The following is a 23,431-nucleotide window of genomic DNA, read 5'->3' as shown; positions in this document are numbered from 1 at the left end:
GATGGCCGGAGGTCCGCCGAAAGACGACGAAAAACCAACCGGATTGAAATCCGTTCGCAGCAAAAAGCCTTTGCGGTCACGCGGTTTCCTGTCCCAGCCGGGTGGTTCGGTCAAGACGCCTGCGGACGGCAGTGATGACCAGCCGGTCCATCACCGGTCACGGGGTGCCCGGCAGGTATCGCCAAACAGTAGCGGCACGCCTCAGGACCTGTCGGTAAAACCGGTGATCAAACCTTATCGTCTGGAGGATAAATGACTTCCTCCACAGACAAGCTCCCCTGGTTGACGCTGGTTGGCCTGGGCGAGGACGGTGTTCTGGCTCCAGGTGGTGCAGAAGCCCTGGCAGGTGCAGATATCGTTTATGGCGGCACCCGACACCTGGAGCTGACGGGCGGAATCACTGCCGAGAAGCGGACATGGCCCAGCCCCTTTGCAACCGTCTTCGAAGATCTGGCAGCGCTCAGGCAGAAGCGCGTCGCGGTGTTGGCGACAGGCGATCCCATGTGGTTCGGCATCGGCTCATCCTTGCTGAAGCATTTCCCTGCGCACGAGCTGATGGTGCTGCCCTCGCCGTCCGCCTTCCAGCTGGCTGCCGCACGAATGGGGTGGGCCTTGCAGGAAACCGACTGCCTGTCGGTTCATGGTCGACCAGTCGATCTGTTGCGGGCATCGCTTTACCCGGGCGCCCGGATCCTGTGTCTAACCAGCAATGCGGAAACTCCCCGCCAGGTGGCTGACCTCCTGGCCGACGAAGGCTATGGGCGCAGCCGGATGACTGTTCTGGAGCATCTCGGCGGCACCAGGGAAAGGTGCGTCGCAGGTACCGCGGAAGACTGGTCGACCGAGGTTGCCGATTTTCACACACTTGCTCTGGAAGTGATTGCCGACCCCGGTGTGCGGTTCCGTGCGCGGACACCCGGCCTTGCCGATGATGCCTTTCGCCACGACGGCAAGATGACCAAGCAGGACATCCGCGCCATCACCCTGGCGGAGTTGAAGCCTCACCCAGGCGCACTCTTGTGGGATGTCGGTGCAGGCTGCGGTTCGATTGCCATCGAATGGTTGCGGGCAGCCGACCGAACCCGGGCCATCGGCCTGGAACCGCATGTGGAACGGCGGCAAATGGCGGCTGAAAACGCTGTCGCGCTTGGCGTCCCACATCTGGAACTGTTGGACGCGACCGCTCCGGAAGGCCTCTACGATCTGCCACAGCCGGACGCGATCTTCATTGGCGGCGGCCTGACAGCCTCCGGTGTGATCGAGGCCTGTCTTGCAGCGCTAGGCCCAGGGGGGCGGCTTGTCGCCAATGCTGTGACCCTGGAGAGCGAGGCCATACTTCTCTCCACCTATCAGTCTCATGGAGGCACTTTGAAGAAAGTTTCCGTTCACCGGGCAAGCGCCGTCGGCGGCTTGACCGGATGGCGTCCCTTGATGCCCGTGACGCAGTGGAGCCTGACGAAATCATGACGGGCACACTCTATGGCATAGGTCTTGGCCCGGGCGATCCGGAGCTGATGACCCTGAAGGCGCACAGGCTGATCGCAAGCGCACGGGTAATTGCCTACCCCGCTCCCGATTCCGGTGAAAGCTTTGCCCGGTCAATCGCCTCTGATGTGATCCCTGTGGGCGTGCGGGAAATCCCGATTGTCGTGCCGATGCGGGTCGACAGGTTCCCGGCACAGGAGATCTACGACAAGGCCGCCGAAGAGATAGCCGCCGTTTTGGCAAACGGTGAGGATGTCGTGACCTTGTGTGAAGGAGATCCATTCTTCTTCGGTTCGTTCATGTATCTGTTCGAGCGCCTGTCCGACCGTTTCACGATAGAAATCGTGCCCGGGGTCACCTCGTTGACAGCCTGCGCCGCCCAGTTGAGACGACCGCTGACGGCACGAAACGATGTACTAACCGTCATTCCAGGCCCGCTTCCGGACGCGGACATCCGCCGCAAGATCGAAGAAGCCCAGGCGGTTGCCATCATGAAGGTCGGCCGTCACCTGACACGACTGAAGACCTTGCTCGCCGACATGGGGCTGCTGGAAAAGGCCGGCTACGTGGAACGTGCCAGCCTGCCGGAGCAGAAGGTTCATCGGCTCATCGACCTTGAGACCGACACCGCCCCCTATTTTTCCATGATCCTCATCTACAAGGGAGAAGAAGCGTGGACGCTTCCCCCATCCTACTCGTCCTGAACCAGGCCGGCCTCGCCGCTGCCGAAGTGATCGCCAGACGGTTTTCAACCGCCCGCATCCACGGGCTTGCCGGCCGTGTGCCGACGGCGGACACCCAGTTCAACGAAACGATCGACCATATCCGCCTGTTGTTTCAGGCCGGTCATCCGATCGTTGGCTTCTGCGCCAGCGGCATTTTGATCCGGGCGCTTGCACCGGTCCTGTCCGACAAGACAAGCGAACCGCCGGTGATCGCCGTGTCGGAAGACGGCAAGAGTGTCGTTCCGCTGCTCGGTGGTCATCGCGGCGCCAACGAACTGGCCAAGCTTCTGGCCAGCGCTCTCGGTGGGCACGCGGCGATCACGACGGCTGGGGACACCAAGCTTGGTGTTGCGCTCGACGCCCCGCCCCGCGGCTGGCGTCTCGCCAATCCGGAAGATGCAAAACCGGTGATGGCCGAGCTGCTCTCCGGCGCTCCCGTCCGCCTGGAAGGCCGCGCCGATTGGCTCAAAGAGGCCAAGCTGCAGCAGGCAGACGACGCCGCCATCACGCTTTCGGCAACCGAACATCCGGAAGAAGCAGGCCCGACGCGTCTGGTCTACCACCCGCAGCGCTATGCTGTTGGCGTCGGCTGCGCGCGCGGGTGCGATGCGGCCGAACTGATCGAACTGGTCGAGACCGAACTGGCGGGAGCCAACATTGCCAAGGGCGCTGTTGCCTGCATCGCGACCATCGACCTCAAGGCAGATGAGGCCGCTGTCAATGCTCTCGCCGAGCATCTGGATGTGCCGCTTCGGGTCTTTTCCGCAGAAGACCTGCAACGCGAGACCCCGCGCCTGAAAAACCCGTCGCCCGTCGTCTTCAAGGAAGTCGGCTGCTACGGAGTGTCTGAAGGGGCTGCCCTGGCCGCGTCCGGCGCATTTGGAACGCTGAAGGTCGAAAAGCAGAAAACCGAAAACGCAACTTGCGCCATTGCACGGTCTCCGAAGTGGATTGACACCGACACGGTCGGTCGGGCTCGCGGACATCTGTCCGTTATCGGTATTGGTCCGGGCAAGGACGACTGGCGCACACCGGAGGCCACCAAGCTTCTGGCGGAAGCAACCGACGTTGTCGGCTACTCGCTTTATCTCGACATTGTTGACCAGCACATTACCGGCAAGACCCACCACAACTTCCCGCTTGGCGCGGAAGAGGACCGCGTCCGCTTTGCGCTGGAAGAAGCCGGCAAGGGCAAGAATGTCGCACTGATTTCCTCAGGTGATGCCGGCATCTACGCCATGGGTTCGCTGGTCTATGAACTGTTGCACAGGAATGAGGAGTATGGCGGCGTGTCGGATGCCGCCAAGCGCGTCAGCGTCACAAACGCGCCGGGCATTTCCGCCCTTCAGGCTTGCTCGGCCCGTATCGGCGCGCCGCTTGGCCATGATTTCTGCGCGATCTCGCTGTCCGATCTCCTCACCCCCTGGGAGGTGATCGAAAGGCGCCTGAGGGCAGCGGCCGAGGGCGACTTCGTGATTGCCTTCTACAACCCGGTGTCCAAACGCCGCCGCACGCAGCTTGCAGCCGCAAAGGAAATCCTGCTGGAGCACCGCTCGGCAGCGACACCGGTCATTCTCGGCGTCAATCTTGGCCGGCCCGAGGAAACCATCCGCGTCACCAGTCTGCATGCGCTCAGCGTCGACGATGTCGACATGCTGACCACCGTGCTGGTCGGTTCGACCAACACTCGCACCGTCATGCGCGGTGACGGGAAACCTTTCGTCTATACGCCGCGCGGTTATGCCAAGCGGATCGACGCACCAAAGCCGGTGGAAGCAGCAACAGTTGCCACTGAAGCCGCGCCTTCGTCCCTGATGGAAGACGTGACGACCGACATTTCCGACATTCTCGAAACGGATGACAAATCATGACCGTTCATTTCATTGGCGCCGGACCTGGCGATCCCGATCTCATCACCGTTCGCGGCCTGAAACTCATCCAATCCTGCCCGGTCTGCCTTTTCGCGGGCTCGCTGGTGCCTGAACAGATCGTTGCCGCCGCACCGGAAGGTGCACGCGTCATAGACACGGCCCCGATGACGCTTGACGAGATCATCGACGAGATCAAGGCTGCCCATGAAAAGGGCCAGAACGTTGCCCGGGTTCATTCCGGCGACCCTTCCATTTACGGTGCAACGGCGGAGCAGATGCGCCGTCTGGACGCACTCGGCATCGATTATGATGTAACACCGGGCGTGCCGGCCTTCGCGGCCGCGGCCGCTGCACTCAAGACCGAGCTGACCATCCCGGAAGTTGCCCAGACCATCATTGTCACCCGCACGGCAATGAAATCCTCGGCGATGCCGAATAACGAGGACCTGGACACGCTCGGCAAGAGCGGGGCGACCCTGGCAATTCACCTGTCGATCAGGAACCTGCGGGAAGTCGAACGCCAGTTGACGCCGCATTACGGTGCCGATTGCCCGGTGATTGTCGCCTACCGCGTCGGTTGGCCGGATGAGGCCTTCATTCACGGCACATTGTCGACCATTGCCGCAGAAGTGCGTGCCTCCAAGATCACCCGCACGGCGCTGATCTTCGTCGGCCATGCCTTGAAGCCTGCAGCCGACTTCCGCGACAGCGCCCTTTACGACGCCGACCACGTGCATGTGCTGCGCCCGAAGAAGAAGGCGAAAGCCTGAGGAACCGGTGGAACCAAACCACTTCGCGGCCTTCCACTGTCTGTCAACATCGGTATGTGGGAGGTCGCGAAACGCTTCGCAGGTTCATCGAGCGATGATTTGCCTGTCCGAGAGCCTCATTTGCATATCGCTCCTGCCCTCGCCTAATCTCAACAGGATTAAGACCGGACAGGAGCAATCCCATGACAGATGAAAACCCACTTCTGAAACAGGCGATTTCTCTCAGCGGTGATCCCGATGCCATTCGCAAGTTCTACGCGGACTGGGCGGAGACCTACGATGCCGATCTGCTTCAGACCATAGGGTATGTCGGCCCCAGGATTGCAGCGGAAGCACTGGTCAAACGCCTGCCCAAAACGGCGCTGGTTCTGGACGCAGGCTGTGGGACCGGTCTCGTTGGGAGCGAGTTGATCAGTCGCAATTCAGCCCTGACCATTGACGGCATAGACCTGACACCGGCGATGCTGGAGCATTCGCGCAGCCGTGGGATTTACCGCAATCTGTCCCAGGCCGACATGATGGCCACGCTCTCGGACATTGACGACAACATTTATGACGGCATCGTCAGCGCGGGCGTCTTCACGAATGGCCATGTGGGTCCGGAAGGGATCGACGAACTGCTGCGCATCGCCAAACCGGGTGCTCCCATCGTCCTGACAGTACGCGATAGCGCCTGGGAGGCCGACGGCTTCAAGGCCAAGGTCGAACAGCTGGAACAGGACGGCAAAACAAGGACGCTGGAGATCACCCATTGTCCCTATCACACCAAGGAAGACGTCTATTGCGAGCTTGTCGTGCTTGAGGTGGCTTAGGCGAGAGCAATGACGTGGGCAAAGGAGCCCATGACCGATCCGGCGCGCAGCCCCATTTGCGCTAGTTCGTTGCCTTCGGCATCTTCCGCTGAAAACAGCCGCTCCGCCCCGCCTTCCGACATTATGGAGGCATAGTGGAATTCGTGTGCGGATAGCGGCATTTGCCAGGGTAGGCCACGGAGTGGCATGACTTTTCGATAGCCGAGGTGACGCTTGCGGGTCTGAAACGAGGTCTCCAGCGGCAACAGCCCCAGCATTTCGTGGCGTGTGCCATCGGCATCGACCATGCCCTTGCCGAGTGCCATGTAGCCACCACACTCGCCATAGATCAGCTTTCCGGTGGATGCGGCCCTCAAGACCCCAGCCTTGAACCTGTCTGCCGCAGCCAGCATTCCGGCATGTAGCTCCGGATAACCGCCGGGAAGAAAAATTGCATCGGCATCAGGTGACGGCGCTTCATCCGCGAGTGGCGAGAAGAACTCGAGCCTCGCGCCCTGCCTTCGCCAGAAATCCAGCAGATGCGGATAGGAAAAGGCAAAGGCAACGTCCCGGGCAATGGCAATGCACTGGCCAAGCGGCGCGGGCAGATTTTCCCTGTTATCACCGGCAGGGTTCAGTGGTGCCGCCAATGTTTCCAGGCGGTTCAGGTCTACATTCCGGGTACACAGGTCGCTCGCCTTTTCCAGAAAGGCTTCCAGATCCGGATGTTCCCCCGCCTGGACAAGCCCCAGGTGGCGTTCGGGAAGGCCTAGTTCCTGAGCCCGCGGCAAGACACCCAGAACATCGATGGCGAGCGGTGCCAGCGCTGCGCGCAGCATGGCTTCGTGGCGCGGGCTGCCAACCTTGTTGAGAATAACGCCTGCGAGATTGATATCCGGCCGGAAGCTTTGAAACCCATGAACAAGCGCTGCGACCGACTGGGCCTGTTTGCCGCAATCGATGACGAGAATCACTGGTAGATGCAGCGTTGCCGCCAGATCGGCAGCCGAGCCCTTGCCGCTGGCAGCTCCGTCGAATAGCCCCATGGCGCCTTCGACCACGAGAACGTCATGACCGTCGGCCTGACGGTGGGCAAGCATCTGCAGTGTCGCCGGGTCCATAGCCCAGGCGTCCAGGTTGATGCAGGGCATCCCGCTGGCAGCTTCGTGGAATTTCGGATCGATGTAATCCGGGCCGGACTTGGCCGAAACGACCGAACGCCCGGCGGATTTCAGTGCGCGCAGCAACGCAAGCGTCAGTGTGGTCTTGCCAGCACCCGACGATGGCGCCGCGATCAGAACACCCTTGGCGCCTGCCTTGGCAGTATCAGCCGGCATCGGCAGAACGGGAGGATATGCGCAGGCCTAGCGGGTCACTGTCCAGCACCTTGCCCGACAGGGCGCCGAGCCAGTCGAGCCCCTTGCGCAGACGGACAACCTCACCGACACAAACAACTGCCGGTGGTTCGATCCCGGCAGCCTTCGCGTCTTCAGCGCAGCGGCCCAGCGTGGTTTCCAGAACGTCCTGGCCCGCAAGGGAAGCATTGCACACGATACCCACAGGTTCATCCACAGATCGTCCACCGGCAATCAGTTTGCCGGCTATGACGTCCAAGTGCTTCATCGCCATATACATGACAATGACAGGCGACCCCTTGGCGATACCATCCCAGTTGATCGCGTCCGGGGTGAGGCCCGTCTGGTCATGGCCTGTCAGGAAGGTGACAGCCTGATTGCAGTCCCGGTGGGTTGCGGGAATCCCCGCATAGGCCAGACCGCCGATACCGGCGGTGATGCCGGGAATGATGCGGAACGGCACACCGGCCTCGACAAGGCCGAGCGCTTCCTCGCCGCCGCGGCCGAAGACGAAAGGATCGCCGCCCTTCAGGCGAAGCACCCTTTTGCCTTCGCGGGCATAATCGATCAGCTTCAAGGTTATGTCGCGCTGTTTCGGGCTCGGTTTACCGCCGCGCTTGCCCGCGTAGTCAGTCACGGCTCCCGGTTTGACCCAGGCAAGAATGCTCTGATCGACTAGGGCATCAAACACGACAACATCGGCCTGGCGCAGGCCATTGAGCGCATGCAGTGTCAGAAGGCCGGGATCGCCCGGACCGGCACCGGCAAGCCAAACCCAGCCGGGTTCGAACACGGGTAACCCGCCTGGCAGGTCTCCCGGCAAGCCTTCATGCGGTCTGTTGTTGTCGTCTTCTCCAGTCATGGTTCCTGTTTACCCGCGTGGCCCGGTAACGCCAAGCGCTTCGGCGATCAAAAACGATGCGAAAACGACATTTCATCGCGCACATAAACTAATATGCACAAAGCGGAATTTCATCGTCTATAGAAAGAGCATGTCGAAGGAAGAGCCAAAAGAGCTGCGGCGGGGCTGGACGACGGGAGCCTGTGCGACAGCAGCCACCAAGGCGGCGTATCAGGCCCTTTTGACCGGCGATTTCCCGGATCCGGTCGAAATCACCCTGCCCAAGGGTGGCACGGCGTCCTTTGCGCTGACCCGGCATACGCTTTCAGGAAAATCGGCGTCCGCCGCCATCATCAAGGATGCAGGGGACGACCCCGACGTGACCCATGGCGCCTTGGTCAGCGCGACCGTCAACCTGTTGCCTCCTGGTTCTGGAGTAATCTTCAGGGCCGGAGAAGGTGTCGGCACCGTCACAAGGCCTGGCCTGCCGATCCCGCCGGGCGAACCTGCTATCAATCCGGTGCCGCGCCAGATGATGCGGACGGCAATCGATGAGGTTTCCCAACTGAATGGCGGGGCCGGCGATGTCGAGATAACGGTCTCGATCGAAGGCGGCGCAGAGCTCGCCCTCAAGACGATGAATCCCAGGCTTGGTATCCTGGGCGGCCTGTCCGTACTTGGCACGACCGGCATCGTCCGGCCGTTTTCCTGCGCTGCGTGGATTGCGTCCATTCATCGGGGCATCGATGTTGCGCGCGCAGTCGGGCTGTCACATGTGGTTGGCGCAACCGGCGCCAGTTCCGAAGACGCGGTCAAGGCCCGATACGATCTGGATGAAACCGCCTTTCTCGACATGGGGGATTTCGCCGGCGGTTTGCTGAAATACCTGCGCAGTCATCCGGTCGACCGGCTGACCCTCGCAGGCGGATTTGCGAAGTTCACCAAGCTGGCTCAAGGGGCGCTGGATCTGCATTCGGCCCGCAGCTCCGTCGACTTCGAATTCCTGCAGGATCTTCTGCGTCAGGAGAACGCTTCCGCGGATCTGATCGAACAGGCCGCCTCGGCCAACACGGCCAAGGAGGTGCTGGATGCCTCCCTGGTTGCCGGTATCGATCTCAGTGGCCCACTTGCGCAGCGAACGAAGGACGCCGTCCGCCAGATCCTGCGCGATGCGCCGGTGGATGTGGAAGTTCTGATCACCGACCGCCAGGGCAAAGTGCTGGGAGAAACAGGCTTTGACCGCTAAGGCAAATCATATCCTGCTGCTCGCCGGAACAAGCGAAGCCCGGAAATTGGCCGGAACGCTGGCGGAAACATTTCCGGAAAGTCGCCTGACCGCCTCTTTTGCCGGAGCGGTTCGCGATCTGCCTGATCTTGGCGTCCCGACACGCGTCGGCGGGTTTGGCGGCACCGACGGTCTGCTGGCCTTCATGCGGCACGAAGGGATCACCGTCATTGTCGATGCGACCCATCCCTTCGCTGCCCAGATGAGCCGTAATGCGGCCGAGGCTGCCAAGATGCTCAAGGTACCGCTTGTGCGCCTGGAACGGCCATGCTGGCACCCCGGTGAAGGCGACGCCTGGACAAATGTCCTGACGATGGACGACGCGGCCGAAGCCCTGCCTGATGGCGCGCACGCCTTCCTGGCCATTGGCCGCAAGGAGATCGAGCGCTTCACTCATCGAATCGATATTTTCGGTCTTGTCCGGATGATTGAGCCGCCCAAAACACGATTACCTTCCGCCTGGGAGCTGATCCTCTCCCGCCCCCCGGCATCTGCCGACGAGGAAGTTTCGCTGTTTCTGGAAAAGAACATCACTCACGTGGTGACGAAAAACAGTGGTGGCTGTCGTTCCTACGCCAAGATCGAGGCTGCGCGGACCTTGAAACTTCCCGTCATCATGATCGCCCGGCCAGATCTACCGGAGGCCGAAACTGCTCCAACGAATTCAGCGCTCGTTGACCGGTTACGGCAGATCCTTGCATGTGGGAGCTAGCGCGAAACGCCGGACCTGGAAAATCTGATTTTCATCAAGGCAAACAGAAAACGCGGTATGCCGATGACATAGCGGCGGAACAGACGGCGAGGTTCCTGCAACAGTCGGAACAGCCACTCCAGGCCCGCTGCCTGGAATATCTTCGGTGCGCGGACAACGGCCCCGGACATGAAGTCAAACAGCGCCCCGACCCCGATCGCGACCGGAACAGCCAGCGCCGACCGGTTCTCAACGATGAAAGTCTCCTGTCTGGGGTTCCCCATGGCAACAAGCAAAAGGTCCGGCTTTGCCTCGTTGATCCCCTGGCACAAGCTGTCCAGTTCATCGCTTGCGAAATAGCCGTCCCGGTAGCCAACCACCTGGTGCTTCGGATAGGCAGTCTCGATATGCTCCTTGGCAAGGCGAACCTGTTCTTCCTTGGCGCCGAGCAGATAGATCCGCAGCGGAATGCCGATGTTCGCCAGGATCCGGGGAATGAGGTCAGTCCCGTTCAGATTTTCCGGAAACGGTTCTTCCCTGAGCAGCTTGCTGGCAAGGCTCATACCGATGCCGTCGTTCAGAAGCGTCATTTTCTGGAGTGTTGCAGCGTAGCGGGGATCATCCATCGCTGACAGGAGCGTATGGGCGTTGCAGATGGCAATATCGAGGTTCTGCCGCTTTTGAACGGCGGCCTCGACAAGCTGGATGGCATCCCGGGAGCGAAGACGCCCGATGGCAAACGGACCGATAGCGGTTGCTTCGATCCGGCACCCCAGCAGTTCACTCTCGAAATCTCTTGCCAGCATTCCGTTCCCAGTCTCCCCTTTACGTTCGTCCCGGTTACGACGGCGGCGAACGCATTAGAGCAATATCCGATCGGTCTCTAAGCAGTTGTAAACATAGCCGTTAGAAAGTTCGTAGTTACCGATATTTAATGGGCCTGACGGGCACGTTGAATCGGAGGGAAAATCAGTCGGCGGTTTCCAACGGTTCACGCCATCCCCGCTTCGGCACGTCACTACGCTCAAACCGCGCCCGCTCCTTGAGCGCCTTGGCAGGATTACCTGCATAAACAGTCCATGGAGCCAGGTCTTTCACCGTTACCGCACGTGCTCCCAGAACGGCACCCTCACCGACGCGAACCCCGGGGCCAACAAAGGCTTCAGCGGCAACCCAGCTATAGGCCTCCAAAACGATGGGTTTTGCGATCAGCAGGAACTTGTCGTCGTTGATGTCATGCGTTCCCGCGCAAATGTGCGCGCGTTTGGAGACGACACCGTACCGGCCGATGGTGACAGGACCCATGTTGTAGATATCTGCGCCGTCTGCGATCGCGGCGAAATCCTCCAGGATCAGGTTGCCCGGATGCCATATCCTGGCGGATGGAGCCACATAGACCCCCTCCCCCACTGTCGCTCCGAACTGTCGCAAGAGCCAACGGCGCCAACCATGCAACGGCTGCGTCCAGGAGGCCAGAAGGAGCCAGACTATGCCCCAGAGGATACGGAACAGCCTGTTCTTCAGGCCGAAGCTTTGCGCACCGAGCGCCCTGGCGTCCCTGTCTTCGTCGATCTGGTTCGGCATTCATCGTCCTCCTGCGCAGTTTCCACCAGCAGGTTGTTCGTGAAACGTGTTCCCGGCCAACATGGGGACGCCACTCAACCTTGGGGGCTGCCTGCCGGCAATGTGACGAACTGTCGTTTAAAGTTAGTTATTTTTGTCGATTGTACATTTTCGCTGTCCCGTGGCGCTCCAGAATGAAGCCGTTGGTGACGCAAGGTGCGGCATTCACTCTTTATTGAAACGTAATGAGAGAAGTTTGCCCCGAAAATGACGATCAAACAGGCTGATGGAACGACCTGCGGCCTTGTTGCAATCAAAGACCGATGTGCACGGCGCAACCGTTCTGCCGCTAATATTCGCTGCCGAGGGAAACAATGGACACAAGAGCAGAATTCGGTGAACCGGGTGCAGCAGCACCCCTCATCCTGCATCTGAGCGCCGACTACCCGAACCCGCAGCAATTCCATCGCAGAACCACCGCAATCGAGCGTCTCGTCACCGGCGTGGACTTTGGCAGGCACATCGTCGTGACGATGGACCGGACCAGCTTGCCCTGGCAGGCCAGCTTCAAGGATTGCGGTGAGATAAAAGGCGTGCGGCTATACTCCTACCGCTATTTCGGCCTGCCGATGGGTATAGGTCTCGCATCGGCGATGCGACGTATCGCAAGACATGTGTTTAAGACGCTGAAGACCGAGCACGAGACACCCGTCCTCGTTCACGCACATAAACTCTCGTTTGAAGGCATCGCGGGATTGTGGCTGGCAGAACGGTTTGGACCGGATACCCGGCTGTTCATTTCCGTTCGCGGTGAATCGGAGCGCAAGATCCTGCTGTTCAAGCCGACGTACCGGAGCCTGATGCGCCGGATCGCGGCACGTGCAGACAAGATCTATCATATCTCTGCCTGGTTCCGGGACACCTACCACACGTATGTTCCAGCGCAGCCTGAGAAGGAAAGACTGCTTCCAAACATCGTTGGGAATTCCACCAGCAAAGTGCCGGTAAAGGATCCGATCCCCCGGTTCGTCAGCGTGTTCGATCTGGACATGCGCCGCCGGAAAGGAATGTCCGACCTGCTGCAGGGATTTGCCGTTTTCCAAAAAACACACCCGGACATCGGACTGGACCTGATCGGCCCCGGCAGTGCGGAGGCCGTGGAAGCGGCGAAAAAGGAAATTGCCGAACTGGGGCTCGGCGACAGCGTACGGATTCTTGGACCGATGAACAGCAAGGACCTGTTCGAGGTTCTGCCGCACTATCTTGCGATGGCATTGGTCAGCTACAACGAGACCTTCGGGATGGTCTACCTGGAAGCGCTGTTTGCCGGTTTGCCGATTATCTACGGCAAGGATACGGGTATCGACGGTTATCTTGATGACATCGATGTCGGTATCGGCGTGAAACCCGGTGATGTCGCTGGAATTGCGGCCGCTTTCAAGGAATTGGCGGAAAAATCAACTCACTATCGCAGCCAGATTGTGGCAAGCGAGCAAATCTTGCACGACCGGTTTAACCCTGCAATGATCCTTGAAAGTTACCGTCAGGACCTGGAAGCTGTCTTGACCCCAGATCAACAACGGAGCCGCACGTGACCGCAAAAAAGTCGAAGCGCCTATGGTCCTGGCTGACCGCGCTTGCTTTTGGTCTGGCTTTCCTCGTTTTCGTTGGTGGTTTTCTGTATCTGGACGAACGTCAGAATGCCATCGCTGCAGGAACTCAGGCAGCGAAGGAGGAGACGATTTCGATCCCCAAATTCAAACGGGGTATCAATGTTTCCAGACTGCAAAATTTTGCCTATCGGGATCCCCAGCGGCCGGGAAAATATCTCTGGCCACCGTTCCGGGGCGAATTGTCCAAGGTCTCCGACGCCGAACTTGAACGCCTGCGCGCGCTCGGGTTCGACTTCATTCGCTTTCCGATCGACGCCGGCGTCTTTCTGGCCGCGACGGACAGCGAACGCCGCATATTGCTGGATGATACGAAATCCATAACGGTTCGCTTACTGGACAGCGGCTTTACCGTGATGGTCGATCTGCATCCGGCTGCGTATCTCACGGAATGGGCACCTGTCGACATTTTGAGCGATGCACCCGATGGCCCGCGCTTTCAGGCTTATTCCGACCTTGTGGAAGAAGTCGCCAAGCGGATCCGCGATCTGCCGACGGACAAGGTCGCGCTGGAACTTATGAACGAGCCGCAGGGCGTCTGTTTCGAAGAAGACAGACAGGACTGGTCTGTCTCTCAAAAGCAGCTGTATGACAGGGCGCGCAGTGTTGCGCCAGACCTGCCGATTGTCCTTACCCCGGGCTGCTGGCGGTCCATGGAAGGCCTCGAGTACATGAGTCTCGACGGCTACGACGACAAGATCATCGTCGACTTCCATTTCTACGAGCCCTTCTATTTCACCCATCAATCCCTCCCCTGGGTATTGGACCCTCTCCGCTATATCGCGGGCCTCAGCTATCCCTGGACAGCGGGTGACGTGGAGACTGCCGAAGAGAGGACACGTCAGCATATCGCCGCCCTCAAGGCAGCCGATGTCGACGTTCCCGACTATGCCTTCGACAAGGCGATGGACGGTGTCCGGGACTACTATAAACGTGAAAGGCCTGACCGGAATTTCATTGAAAGCCGCTTTGACACGATCTCGCAGTGGGCGGAAAAACACGACATTTCCCCGGACCAGATCGTGCTTGGCGAATTCAGTGCTATCCGTCCCCCGAAAGGACTTCCGGACGATGGAAGCAGGCTTGCCTGGATCAAGGACGTCCGCACAGTGGTGGAGGAACGCGGCTTTGGCTGGGCCTTGTGGGACTACTACGAAGGCTTCGGTCTGATGACCGACAACGTCAAAAGAACCGTCGAGCCGGCTATGGTCGATACCTTGGGGCTCAACGCAGACGCGCTATGAACCGCGCCATCCAGGCACGACAGTTGATGCGGAATTTGCAGTCGACTGTGCGAAATCGTGACTGATAGATTGAGCTGACAGCTGCGAATCATGCCTAGTAACTGACCTAGCGGTGCGGGCCGGCAGAAAGCTTCTGCAGCTGCAATTGATCTGGAGACTGGGATTTGACAGTTCACCCCGTTGAACAGTCCGGGCCACAGGCCGCCATGCACGGGCAAACGTTGCTGGACAGGATCTTCAACTGGATTCCGGTGCTGCTGCTTGCCTATCCGATGTTGATCAGCCCATTCTTTCTGGTGTCGTCCGGAGGTGAAGACACCGCGGCCAACATCAGCGCGTCAAAGTCCAACGCACTGAACCAGTTGTTCTGGATCTGCCTGTTCATGGTTCTGCTGGTATCGGCGGGGCGGCGCTTGCTTAACGCGTTTACGGTTCTGAAAAGTCCGCTTATCTGGATCCTGATGCTTTATCTGCTGCTCGCTGTCACGAGCGTGCTCTGGTCTCCTGCACCCGGAATTGCGTTTCGCCGCGTGGTCTTGCAGATCATCATTGTGATGAGCCTTGTGATTTCGGTTTCTTTTACGGACGACGCCCGCTCACTGCTAAGCCGACTGATGCTGCTGATGAATACCGTTGTTCTGATGAATGCGGTTGCAGTCGTCCTGCTACCGCCGACACCTATCGGTCACGCAGGCATCTACACTCAGAAAAACAATCTGGGCGCGGTCATGGCTTTGGCCATGATGTTCAATATCTACGGGTTTCTGGTTTCGCGCGGTTTTCTGAAACGTTTCGGCATGCTGATCATTTCGGCACTGGCTTTTGGCCTGCTTGTTCTCAGTCAGTCGAAAACATCCCTCGGGCTTGCCGTCCTCATGCCGGTTATCGCCTATATTGCAGTCGGCATGGCGTTCCTCTTCCGTATCAATGCGGCATTGCTGCTGATTTTCGGAGCGGTTACCGGCGCCGTTCTTCTGTCCTTCCTCTCGCTCCTTACACGGTTCGGGTTCTCGGACCTGTCTCTGTTCCTGTTCAATGACGAGACCTACACCGGTCGGACGTTCATCTGGGCGTTTGTCGTGGATGTGATTTCCAGAGCCCCGGTACTTGGCCAGGGCTATGCGTCTTTCTGGGCCACGGGGTCCGATTCAATTGCCTTCCGTGAGGCGCCGGGTTTCGTCATTTTGCTGATCCAGGCTCATAACGGTTATCTCGATGTCATGCTCGAACTCGGCATTGTCGGAATTTCGCTATTGTTCCTGGTTATCCTGACCGCTCTGTTTTCCGCAGCCCGGGTCGTTTCGCTGGACTACCGTATAGCCTTTCTCTGCTATTCGTTGATCCTCTTCGTGACCTGTCACAACATGCTGGAAAGCGCCTGGTTTCGTTCCTTTTCCCTGAACTGGCTGATTTTCCTGCTTGCCGCGCTACTGCCGCATGCAGTGGTTCGCACCTGGGACAATCGTCCGCAGAACTAGTGTCGTCCTCTCTGGTCGCAGGCAAATGACAGCGGGCTTCGTGGTGTCGGAGCACCGTAGTCTTGCCGCAAATTAGCAGTTCACTAACCATAAGTGCTTACAAGCAATAAGACGCATGCCCGCGAGGACATAAGGTGACTTTTTGTGGACCCCAGACAGGTAGAAAACCCGGCTTACGATAAGGCGGCCCTTCAAGGCCGCGATGCCATTGCTCTGGACATCCTGTCCATTTTTCAGGTCTTGCGCCGCCGCATCTTCCTGATCGCGGCAATTGCATTTGTTTTTGCAGCGTTGACTGCCGCCTACTCCCTGACCATCACGCCGATCTTCAGAGCTTCCTCGCAAGTCCTGTTCGACCCAACTGTCCGCCAGCCTTTCGATGACCCGAACCGCCCGAGCCGCACGGGACAAGGCTCGGAAGTGATCGACAGTCAGATGTCGGTCATCCATTCCGACACTGTGCTGCGTCCCGTCGCCCGGGAAAACAACCTGGCTGAAGACCCTCATTTCGGCGAAGGCAAGCCGGGGCTGATGAGCCAGTTCAAGAGCCTGATCTTCGGGGCAACCAAGAAGGACGCGGCAACGCTTGAAGCGCAGGAAACCGCCGCGGTCGAAGCTCTTGCAGATGCAACCAGCGTCAAGCGCGTTGGTCAGACCTTCGTCATCAATATTGCCGCGGAATCCCCTTCACCGGTCCAGGCTGCCGTTCTGGCGAATTCGATCGCCGAAAGCTACCTGTCCGACCAGAAACGGCAAGTTGACCTGGCCTCGGACGAAGCCGCCGCCCAGATCGATGATCGGCTGGTGGATTTGCGGGAACGCCTGAGGCAAGCCGAAGAAGAAATCCAGAAATTCCGCGCGGCCAACAAGCTGCAGAACTCCGACGAGGGGTCGCTGCTGACGGGACAGGAACTGACCGGACTGAACTCCAGGCTCATCGATGCCCGAGCGGCACTGGCGGAAGCAACCGCCAAATACGATGAGATCCAGCGGGTTCTGCAAAGCGGTGTCGACGCGGAATCCATCGGAGATGTGGTCAATTCCCCCACGATCTCCTCACTTCGCCAGCAATATGCCACGGCTGCACGCACGGAAGCTCAGCTGATGGCCGATCTTCTGCCCTCACATCCGTCTGTCGTGCAGGCAAGATCCCAGCTGGAACGGTTGCGCAATCTCATCCGGGACGAAATCAGGCGGATTGCGGAATCCACACGCATCGATGTCCAGGTCAATCAGGAACGGGTTTCCAGGCTCGAGCAGCAGCTCGATTCCACGCGAAATCTTTCCGACGTCGACCAGGCGGCCTCCATCAGGTTGCGTGAATTGGAAACGGAAGCACAGGCAACTCGGCAGCTTTATGAGATCGCACTGAGCCGGGCCAAGGAAATTTCGCAGCTCGACCAGGTTGTTCTCCCTAATGCCCGCATCATTTCGCCTGCCATTCCGCCGGAAAGCCCGGTCTACCCGAAACGGAAGATCATGGTGGTGCTGGCCGGAATCCTGGGTCTGCTGTTCGGCACCATAATCGCCGTTGGCGGCGAAGCCATTCGCATTGCCAAAAAACACCTGTTGCCGGAGTTCCTGCAGAACCCCGAACCTGCAATGGCTGTGGCCGGCCCTGCACAGTCGCTTGCTCCCGTAACCACGGCTGTCGACACCTCCCAGAATGCACGCTCATCAGTGGGGTTGCCGGGATCGCGGACAAGAAGCAAACGCACTCCCTCCAGGCAGGTGCCCCAATCAGAACCCGGGCTGAAAGTCATCAGCCAGCTGCCCTGGCTGACGGAAACCGACGAAAACGGCAGTGTCCGTCCGCTCAGCTCCGACGCCATCTCTGCCGTACAAGATGCGATCGAGCAGTTTTATTCGGACGAAGCCGGACCTGGATGGTCTTTCGGACAAGGCGTTGACCAGATCATTGCATCGATCCAGAGCGCGCCTGCCCAAAACGGTACGCGGATCGTCTTTCTGACCTCTCCCGCCCTTGGCCATGGCCAGACAATTGCTGCCCTTGCCCTCGCTCTCGGGGCGGCCCAGCGCGGATTGCACGTGCTCCTCGCCGATGGTGAACCGAAACAGCGAATGCTCAGCCACGACCTGAGCATCGACGATATGGAAGACATTGGCGGAACGCTTCGCGAACGGGTTGTCGACTACGACGAGCTGGATATTTCCTTTCTGTCGCTGGTCTCCGGATTGCCGAAGTACAAGCACCACCGGATGAATATCCGCGAAGCTTTCGATTTCGCAGACATTGCACGTGACTACGATCTTGTAATCATCGATGGCGTTGCCCTGCCGCAACTTGTCGAAGATGATCCGCTCGCAGGCCTTTCGACGCAATTCCTGGTCACGGTTGCCGAGCGTGAAGAAGATCAGATCTCGATGCCGATCCTGTCGCGTGACCTGCTTACGATCGCAGAAGGTCGGCCTTCCGGTCTCGTGCGAACGATGACCGGCACTCCCCCGCCATCACGCCGTAAATACGCGTGAACAGATCAGCTGAGGCATCACTTGCGAGATCTTGAAGCGGAGACTTTCGCAACGAATTCGGTCAACAGGGCGAACATCTGTTGACGGGCGGCGATAGGTGTCAGGTTGTGATCCGCATCCTGCAGGCCGTGCATCTCGATGTTCGGATAGGCTTTCAATCCATGCCGGTCGACGCCGAACCAGTTGTGCAACTCAAGAAGCCCCCGGTCGTTATCGCTATAAACGAGAGACACTGGGACATCACGCTGCTCGAGTTTCTGAAGGCGACTGGTCAGGACCTTGAAGAGCCGGTAATGGCGTGACAGATTGCCTAGAACAGGTGCCAGGGTTCGGTCGACCTTCAACTTCACGGGCCGGGTTACCTTTTTCAGAGCGGAAACCAGATTGATTTCCCCTGACAGAACCCGTTTCAGGGTCTCTGCATCGACCGCCTTGCGTCCATAGCTGGACAGCGTCTGTATCGGCTCACGGATAGCCTTGTCCACGTTTTCGTCCGGATCCCAGACCAGTTTGCGTGAGTTCACCAGAAAGGCCGCATTGACGCGGTCATCGTCTGCAGCCGCCAGAAGGGCGAGATAGGCACCGCTGCAACGGCCGAACAGGATAACGTTTTTCACCCCGGTCCTTTCCTTGACGAACCCGACGGCGGCTCTGACATCCTCCAGTTGCCTGTCAGAATAAAGAACCTGGGACGGCTGATCCGGCCAATAACAGCTCTCACCAATACCAGCCAGATCCGTGCGCAGGACCGCGCAGCCGCTTTCCGCAAGAGACCTGGCAAAGCCGACCGACATGCGTGCCCAACCAATGGAATGGTCATATCCGGAATTGAGCATGATCACCGCCGTTTCCGCACATTTGCCACGGGGGCTCGCGAGCACGCCGAAGAACATTTTGTCGGGCCCGAAACGCAGCGCCTCCTCCTCGACATCTGGCAATGGCTCCGAAACGGCAGAGACTTCGGCAAGAGATGCAGTCTCCAATTGCCCTGCCGGGAAATTGGCCTTCACCCAGGCTACAATCCGATCCAGCGTTTGAACCGGGGGGACGGACAGGGTCGGGTCGGACACATAGTCGACGTACCCCTCAAACGACAGGCTCTCGAACTGCAAACCGTTTTCGGCGTAGTGATCTGCAAGTTTCTGATCGCCCGGATGGTCGGCCCTTTGAACAAGCAATGTCTTCAATCCGGAGGGCAATTCCGTCTTGTAGAGATTGAGCGATTTGATTTCGTCGGCCGTTGCGGCCGAGAGCACGAAACCGCCAGCCATCAACCCGCCCTCGGGACCATCCGACGCACTGACCAGGAACGTCGGCTGCGTCAACGCCGTCCAGGCTGCGAGTTCCCGCAGATAAGCTCGTCCCTGGGCAACTGGCGCCAGTAGCACTTGTCCTGCAATCTCTCCGTCTGCTGCCAGGTTGCTTGCGAGACTTGCACCTATCCCCTGTCCGACCACGACAACCCGATCCGGGTTTGCCAATCTCTTGAGTTCGGAAAGGGCTGTTCGAACGGAACCCTGCCATGCCGACTTGTCCTGAATGTCCGCGCTGTCCCCGTGTGAATTCGCGGTTGCCGGATAGTCGAACCGCAGACATGGGTACCCGGATGCAGCGAATTTTTCGCCGAGCATCCTGTAGCTTTTCCGGGAACACAGCTCTTCATACCCCCAGGGGCTCAACAGCAGGATTGCTGTGCCTCCCGCAGCTTGATGAAAATAACCAGCAAGCCCATCAAACGAGATCGGCAAGGCCACAGCAGACGTTCCGGCAACAGGTGTAGCAGAGGAGGTATCAAAACCTTGCCGGTTCATATCACGTGCGAGCTCCAGCTTCATGGCGGGTGAAAGGCGGTCCTTCCAAATTCCGGGGCATCTTGCGCCTTTTTTCTAAGCCATTGTTTAATAATGCTGCAGGAACTTCTGGTGCATTAAAAGATCGTCTCACATCCTGTTGATTGCTTCCAACTCTGCTTCGGAGCCCAGTCTGAATGGAAAAAGTTTCCGTCGCCATAGCGAGCATTGGCCGTGAAACCTTGCTCGATACGTTACGTTCCCTGGCGGCGGTGACCAAACCGGTCGGGATGGAGCTCAACGTGCTGGTGGCCGACGATTCCAAATCCGGTGCGGCGACCAAACTCGTTGCCGGTCATCCCATCAAGTCGCTGGACGTGACCTGTCTTGCCGTGGCGAGCGGTAATATCTCTTCAGCCCGCAACGCATTGCTCGACGCAGCTGATGGCGACTGGCTGATATTTGTCGATGACGACGAATGGGTGGAGAGAGATTGGCTGGAAAAACTCTTCGCCTGCCAGAAAGACTTCAACGCAGACGTCGTGATCGGCCCGGTAAAACCACGCTATCCGGACAATACGCCCGAGTGGATGCGGCGTGCGAACCCGCTTTACACCGACTGGGGGCACCGAGGAAAACGGCTTTACACCGGCCGGGGCGGCAACACGCTGGTGCGGGTTGGTTTTGTTCATGCGCTGGAACTGAGATTTGATGAAGCCTATGGCCGGACAGGCGGCGAAGACACCATCTTCTTTGCTCAAGCAGCCGAACGCGGGGCACGTATCTTTGCCACGGACGATGCGATTGCGCACGAACATGTTCCACAAGACCGATTGTCGACGAAGTTCATTCTCAGCCGCGCGACACGGTCAGGCCAATCCTATGGCCAGATGCGCCTCGCCCGGCATCCAGACCCTTTCTGGCACGTTTTTTTCGCATTTGGAGCACTGGCAAAATGTGCAGTTGCCGGTGTTTTAGCGCTCGCATTCCGGCTTCTCGACAGGGGACGTTCTTTCCGGATGCGGCAAAAACTTGCGCTCAATACAGGCAAGCTGCGCGCTGTATTCAACCTGCCCCTTGCAGAGCTCTATAGAAAACCGGATTGAACCAGCTGGCGCCGACGCCTCGGACATGCCTTCAAATGCGGAATTTCGCGCGCCGTGCGAAGGCATAGAGGGAGCTTTTCAGGCGCTTCTTGGCCGAAAACATCGGCGGGATGTCACGATCCGGGTCGAAGCCATTTGCAGGCGAAAAGCGCGGACAGAACCATGCCGTCTGATAGGCAAGTCCTGGTGTGCTTGTGAAGACCCGCCGATACCCGGCTTCCTTGAGACGATGCAAAACGTTCGCGTCCAGAGCACCGAATGGGATCGCCGCTTCTGTAACAGCAGCCCCTACCGCATCCTCGATTTTCTTTCGTGCGTCGTAAAGCTCCCGTTGAAAGCCGGCGGCATCCAGCTTGCGCCAGTCGACATGGTCGTGGCCGTGGCTGCCGATGACCGATCCCGACGAAACAATCTCCCGCATCTGTTCGGCGGTCAGATAGCCCTTTGCCCCGATACGTGCAGCCAGAACGAAAAAACGACCTGGCCGGCCCGCCTCCACAAGGGTTGGCAACCCAACCTCGTAATCAGACAGGTTGCCGTCATCAAAGGTGATTTCCAGCTTCACTCCGTGTTTCTGCTCAAGTGCAGGAAGGCGTTCAATTGTGCGCTGGTAAGTCTCTATCGGGACGAAGTAATGGCTCTCTTCCGGCGAAACAGGCACCGCTGGTACACCAATACCGTGGAAAGTGAGAACCTGCGTTTTTGCCAGCATTTTTTCTCCGCCTTTTCGAACAGGACGCCAGATCCTTGACGCAGGGAAGTTAAAATAGTTTGTGCAGGTTCGCGTTGCCTGCCTATTAACGGCGCAGTCAGGTTTGGCACCTAGTTTCTGTTGTGACTTATCCGGGGGGCAGATACACAAAATCCGCTCCTGCGGTCCAAGGCCAGCGGCCACGGATCCCGCTTTTTTCGATCAACGGCCCACGCCTCGAGGCAATTTCGTGTCAATGAATTCCAGTTCGGCATCGAGAAAATTTCGCGCGCTTTATGACAAGGCCCTTGGCCTCTCACGACGCCCGCTTGTTGCCAATACAATTTCCTACACGATCAATTTTGGTCTCTTGCTCGTCATTCAGCTCGTCTTTTTCCTGTTCATTTCGCGCGCCTTGGGGGCAGCAGACTACGGTCTGTTCATCACCATCGTCAGTGTCTCCATCATGGCCGGTTTCCTGGTCGGGTTGGGCAGTGAATACCTTCTCCTCCAGCGGGTCGCGGTTGAGCCTCAGTCTTTCGACAGATACCTCGGGCATTCCCTGATCATGATGGGACTTACCTTTCCGTTTGTCCTGCCCGGGACAATCGCTTTGTTGTACGTCCTCATCGGCGATACCGTTCCGCTATCGACTATCGCGATTGTCACTGTTTCGGATCTGCTCCTCACAAAGCTGGTGATCTTGTCCGCGCAGTCCTACATGGCCTTTGACCGGGCCAGAAAACAGATTGTCATCAATGTTCTGGCTGCTTCGTTGAAACTCGCTTTCCTGTTCGTTGCCACGCTTCTCCCCGGAAGTCTCACGCTCCAGGAATGGGCGTGGTGGTATTTCGCCGCCGGAATTCTGTCTGCTCTTGCGGCTTGCTGGCTAGTTCTGCGTGATCTCGGCCGGCCGACCTTCACCCTGATCCGGGACGACCTGAAACTCAGCCTTCTCTATTGCATCGAGTTTTTTGCCATCGGCGGCATGAAGGATCTGGACAAGCCGGTGGTCGTTCACACTTTGAGCGCAGATGCAGGCGGGCAGTACGCAGCCGGGTTCCGCATCATCGACGCAGCCTCAGCGCCCGTCAGAGCGTTTCTCTATGCAACCTACACCCGCCATTTTCGCCAGGCACAAGATGGGCAGGCAAGCAGCCTTGCTTTCGGCGTCAAGCTGTTGCCGGTGACGGTATTCCTCGCCCTGCCGGTCGCAGTTTTCCTGTTGCTGATCGCCGGTTTCATTCCCCTTGTTCTGGGTGAAGATTTCGCGGAAACACCGACAGTCGTTATGTGCCTTGCGTTTTATCCGCTCCTGATGGGGCTTTCCGGTGTAGGGGCGGACATCTTGCGAGCCACCGGTCGTCAACGCGTGCGGATGGCGCTGCTTATCAGCACCAGCCTCCTGCTGATACCCGTCGTCAGCCTTGGCGCTGCGTTGGGAGGCTTGGCCGGCGCAGCGCTTTTCCGCTTTGGCGTCCAGATTGCTTTGACCGCGGGCACCTGGTTCTTCATTTTCTGGACAAAGGCACCTGCTCCCGAACCAGACGAAACCGCAGGCTGATCCGTCGCTTCCAGAAAG

At 58.8% G+C, this 23,431-nt stretch carries 20 protein-coding genes; 14 read left to right on the top strand and 6 right to left on the bottom strand.

Features of this window, described 5'->3' with window-relative positions; all coding sequences use genetic code 11:
• Nucleotide 1: 1 nt before the first annotated feature.
• The 6 genes from Q666_RS64145 (at nucleotide 2) to Q666_RS64120 (ending at nucleotide 5,663) form a co-directional block, all read left to right on the top strand.
• Nucleotides 2-256, top strand: a complete 255-nt coding sequence (locus Q666_RS64145; RefSeq protein WP_023001615.1) for a hypothetical protein — start codon at nucleotides 2-4, stop codon at nucleotides 254-256.
• Nucleotides 253-1,467 (top strand): bifunctional cobalt-precorrin-7 (C(5))-methyltransferase/cobalt-precorrin-6B (C(15))-methyltransferase, encoded by a 1,215-nt coding sequence (locus Q666_RS64140; RefSeq protein ID WP_023001616.1) that lies wholly within the window; start codon nucleotides 253-255, stop codon nucleotides 1,465-1,467. Before Q666_RS64145 ends, Q666_RS64140 begins: the two co-directional genes overlap by 4 nt.
• Entirely contained in the window at nucleotides 1,464-2,189 is a 726-nt protein-coding gene (gene cobI, locus Q666_RS64135; protein ID WP_023001617.1) for a precorrin-2 C(20)-methyltransferase, read from the top strand. The genes Q666_RS64140 and cobI overlap by 4 nt, the downstream gene beginning before the upstream one ends.
• A complete protein-coding gene (gene cobJ / locus Q666_RS64130) occupies nucleotides 2,159-4,081 on the top strand; it encodes a precorrin-3B C(17)-methyltransferase (protein ID WP_023001618.1) in 1,923 nt (640 codons plus the stop codon). The genes cobI and cobJ overlap by 31 nt, the downstream gene beginning before the upstream one ends.
• Nucleotides 4,078-4,851 (top strand): precorrin-4 C(11)-methyltransferase, encoded by a 774-nt coding sequence (cobM, locus tag Q666_RS64125; protein ID WP_023001619.1) that lies wholly within the window; start codon nucleotides 4,078-4,080, stop codon nucleotides 4,849-4,851. Before cobJ ends, cobM begins: the two co-directional genes overlap by 4 nt.
• A gap of 182 nt (nucleotides 4,852-5,033) precedes the next feature.
• Nucleotides 5,034-5,663 carry a class I SAM-dependent methyltransferase gene (locus Q666_RS64120; protein WP_023001620.1) on the top strand — a complete coding sequence of 210 codons (630 nt, stop codon included), beginning with the start codon at nucleotides 5,034-5,036 and terminating at the stop codon, nucleotides 5,661-5,663.
• Here the strand turns inward: Q666_RS64120 and Q666_RS64115 are convergent.
• Both Q666_RS64115 and cobA read right to left on the bottom strand, forming a co-directional pair.
• Nucleotides 5,660-6,979: a cobyrinate a,c-diamide synthase gene (locus Q666_RS64115; protein ID WP_023001621.1), complete on the bottom strand. Its 1,320-nt coding sequence runs from the start codon at nucleotides 6,977-6,979 to the stop codon at nucleotides 5,660-5,662. The genes Q666_RS64120 and Q666_RS64115 overlap by 4 nt on opposite strands.
• Complete coding sequence (cobA, locus tag Q666_RS64110) at nucleotides 6,969-7,859, bottom strand: uroporphyrinogen-III C-methyltransferase (RefSeq protein ID WP_023001622.1); 891 nt, start codon at nucleotides 7,857-7,859, stop codon at nucleotides 6,969-6,971. The genes Q666_RS64115 and cobA overlap by 11 nt, the downstream gene beginning before the upstream one ends.
• A 130-nt stretch (nucleotides 7,860-7,989) precedes the next feature.
• Here cobA and Q666_RS64105 point away from each other — a divergent pair, with 130 nt between their 5' ends.
• Both Q666_RS64105 and Q666_RS64100 read left to right on the top strand, forming a co-directional pair.
• On the top strand, nucleotides 7,990-9,084 hold the full coding sequence (locus Q666_RS64105; protein WP_023001623.1) for a cobalt-precorrin-5B (C(1))-methyltransferase: 1,095 nt from the start codon (nucleotides 7,990-7,992) through the stop codon (nucleotides 9,082-9,084).
• Nucleotides 9,074-9,835: a cobalt-precorrin-6A reductase gene (locus tag Q666_RS64100; protein WP_023001624.1), complete on the top strand. Its 762-nt coding sequence runs from the start codon at nucleotides 9,074-9,076 to the stop codon at nucleotides 9,833-9,835. The genes Q666_RS64105 and Q666_RS64100 overlap by 11 nt, the downstream gene beginning before the upstream one ends.
• Here Q666_RS64100 and Q666_RS64095 read toward each other — a convergent pair.
• Both Q666_RS64095 and Q666_RS64090 read right to left on the bottom strand, forming a co-directional pair.
• Nucleotides 9,832-10,620, bottom strand: a complete 789-nt coding sequence (locus Q666_RS64095; protein ID WP_023001625.1) for a WecB/TagA/CpsF family glycosyltransferase — start codon at nucleotides 10,618-10,620, stop codon at nucleotides 9,832-9,834. The two genes, Q666_RS64100 and Q666_RS64095, sit on opposite strands and share 4 nt — an antisense overlap.
• Nucleotides 10,621-10,783: 163 nt before the next feature.
• Nucleotides 10,784-11,398: a putative colanic acid biosynthesis acetyltransferase gene (locus Q666_RS64090; protein ID WP_023001626.1), complete on the bottom strand. Its 615-nt coding sequence runs from the start codon at nucleotides 11,396-11,398 to the stop codon at nucleotides 10,784-10,786.
• A gap of 353 nt (nucleotides 11,399-11,751) precedes the next feature.
• On the opposite strand from Q666_RS64090, the gene Q666_RS64085 reads away from it, so the two are divergent.
• The 4 genes from Q666_RS64085 (at nucleotide 11,752) to Q666_RS64070 (ending at nucleotide 18,262) form a co-directional block, all read left to right on the top strand.
• On the top strand, nucleotides 11,752-12,972 hold the full coding sequence (locus tag Q666_RS64085; RefSeq protein WP_023001627.1) for a glycosyltransferase: 1,221 nt from the start codon (nucleotides 11,752-11,754) through the stop codon (nucleotides 12,970-12,972).
• Nucleotides 12,969-14,291, top strand: a complete 1,323-nt coding sequence (locus tag Q666_RS64080) for a cellulase family glycosylhydrolase (protein WP_023001628.1) — start codon at nucleotides 12,969-12,971, stop codon at nucleotides 14,289-14,291. The genes Q666_RS64085 and Q666_RS64080 overlap by 4 nt, the downstream gene beginning before the upstream one ends.
• A 164-nt stretch (nucleotides 14,292-14,455) precedes the next feature.
• Entirely contained in the window at nucleotides 14,456-15,769 is a 1,314-nt protein-coding gene (locus Q666_RS64075; protein WP_152533469.1) for an O-antigen ligase family protein, read from the top strand.
• Nucleotides 15,770-15,913: 144 nt separating this feature from the next.
• Nucleotides 15,914-18,262, top strand: a complete 2,349-nt coding sequence (locus Q666_RS64070) for a GumC family protein (RefSeq protein ID WP_023001630.1) — start codon at nucleotides 15,914-15,916, stop codon at nucleotides 18,260-18,262.
• A gap of 17 nt (nucleotides 18,263-18,279) precedes the next feature.
• On the opposite strand, the gene Q666_RS64065 is transcribed toward Q666_RS64070, so the two are convergent.
• Nucleotides 18,280-19,893, bottom strand: coding sequence for an alpha/beta hydrolase (locus Q666_RS64065; RefSeq protein WP_161633264.1), 1,614 nt, complete (start codon nucleotides 19,891-19,893; stop codon nucleotides 18,280-18,282).
• A gap of 356 nt (nucleotides 19,894-20,249) precedes the next feature.
• Between Q666_RS64065 and Q666_RS0134360 the strand changes: the two genes are divergently transcribed.
• Nucleotides 20,250-21,158: a glycosyltransferase family 2 protein gene (locus tag Q666_RS0134360; protein ID WP_023001632.1), complete on the top strand. Its 909-nt coding sequence runs from the start codon at nucleotides 20,250-20,252 to the stop codon at nucleotides 21,156-21,158.
• A 31-nt stretch (nucleotides 21,159-21,189) separates the two neighbouring features.
• On the opposite strand, the gene Q666_RS0134355 is transcribed toward Q666_RS0134360, so the two are convergent.
• The gene (locus Q666_RS0134355; RefSeq protein WP_152533468.1) at nucleotides 21,190-22,053 is read right to left on the bottom strand and encodes a polysaccharide deacetylase family protein; all 864 of its coding nucleotides are present in this window, start codon (nucleotides 22,051-22,053) and stop codon (nucleotides 21,190-21,192) included.
• A 52-nt stretch (nucleotides 22,054-22,105) separates the two neighbouring features.
• On the opposite strand from Q666_RS0134355, the gene Q666_RS64060 reads away from it, so the two are divergent.
• Nucleotides 22,106-23,413 carry an oligosaccharide flippase family protein gene (locus tag Q666_RS64060; protein WP_023001634.1) on the top strand — a complete coding sequence of 436 codons (1,308 nt, stop codon included), beginning with the start codon at nucleotides 22,106-22,108 and terminating at the stop codon, nucleotides 23,411-23,413.
• Nucleotides 23,414-23,431 lie beyond the last annotated feature (18 nt).

Source organism: Labrenzia sp. C1B70 (assembly GCF_000475395.1).
Classification (GTDB): Bacteria; Pseudomonadota; Alphaproteobacteria; order Rhizobiales; family Stappiaceae; genus Roseibium; species Roseibium algicola.
Note: the sequence above shows the minus strand (reverse complement) of the source record. Positions and strands in the feature narration are given on the sequence as shown.

Bases quoted from the DNA above. Each gene is read 5' to 3' on its own strand.
- Q666_RS0134360 (WP_023001632.1), top strand. From the start codon at position 20,250: ATGGAAAAAGTTTCCGTCGCCATAGCGAGCATTGGCCGTGAAACCTTG.
- Q666_RS64060 (WP_023001634.1), top strand. From the start codon at position 22,106: ATGAATTCCAGTTCGGCATCGAGAAAATTTCGCGCGCTTTATGACAAG.
- Q666_RS64120 (WP_023001620.1), top strand. From the start codon at position 5,034: ATGACAGATGAAAACCCACTTCTGAAACAGGCGATTTCTCTCAGCGGT.
- Q666_RS64065 (WP_161633264.1), bottom strand. From the start codon at position 19,893: ATGCTCGGCGAAAAATTCGCTGCATCCGGGTACCCATGTCTGCGGTTC.
- Q666_RS64145 (WP_023001615.1), top strand. From the start codon at position 2: ATGGCCGGAGGTCCGCCGAAAGACGACGAAAAACCAACCGGATTGAAA.
- Q666_RS64140 (WP_023001616.1), top strand. From the start codon at position 253: ATGACTTCCTCCACAGACAAGCTCCCCTGGTTGACGCTGGTTGGCCTG.
- Q666_RS64105 (WP_023001623.1), top strand. From the start codon at position 7,990: ATGTCGAAGGAAGAGCCAAAAGAGCTGCGGCGGGGCTGGACGACGGGA.
- Q666_RS64085 (WP_023001627.1), top strand. From the start codon at position 11,752: ATGGACACAAGAGCAGAATTCGGTGAACCGGGTGCAGCAGCACCCCTC.
- Q666_RS64095 (WP_023001625.1), bottom strand. From the start codon at position 10,620: ATGCTGGCAAGAGATTTCGAGAGTGAACTGCTGGGGTGCCGGATCGAA.
- cobI (WP_023001617.1), top strand. From the start codon at position 1,464: ATGACGGGCACACTCTATGGCATAGGTCTTGGCCCGGGCGATCCGGAG.
- Q666_RS64090 (WP_023001626.1), bottom strand. From the start codon at position 11,398: ATGCCGAACCAGATCGACGAAGACAGGGACGCCAGGGCGCTCGGTGCG.
- cobA (WP_023001622.1), bottom strand. From the start codon at position 7,859: ATGACTGGAGAAGACGACAACAACAGACCGCATGAAGGCTTGCCGGGA.
- Q666_RS64115 (WP_023001621.1), bottom strand. From the start codon at position 6,979: ATGCCGGCTGATACTGCCAAGGCAGGCGCCAAGGGTGTTCTGATCGCG.
- cobM (WP_023001619.1), top strand. From the start codon at position 4,078: ATGACCGTTCATTTCATTGGCGCCGGACCTGGCGATCCCGATCTCATC.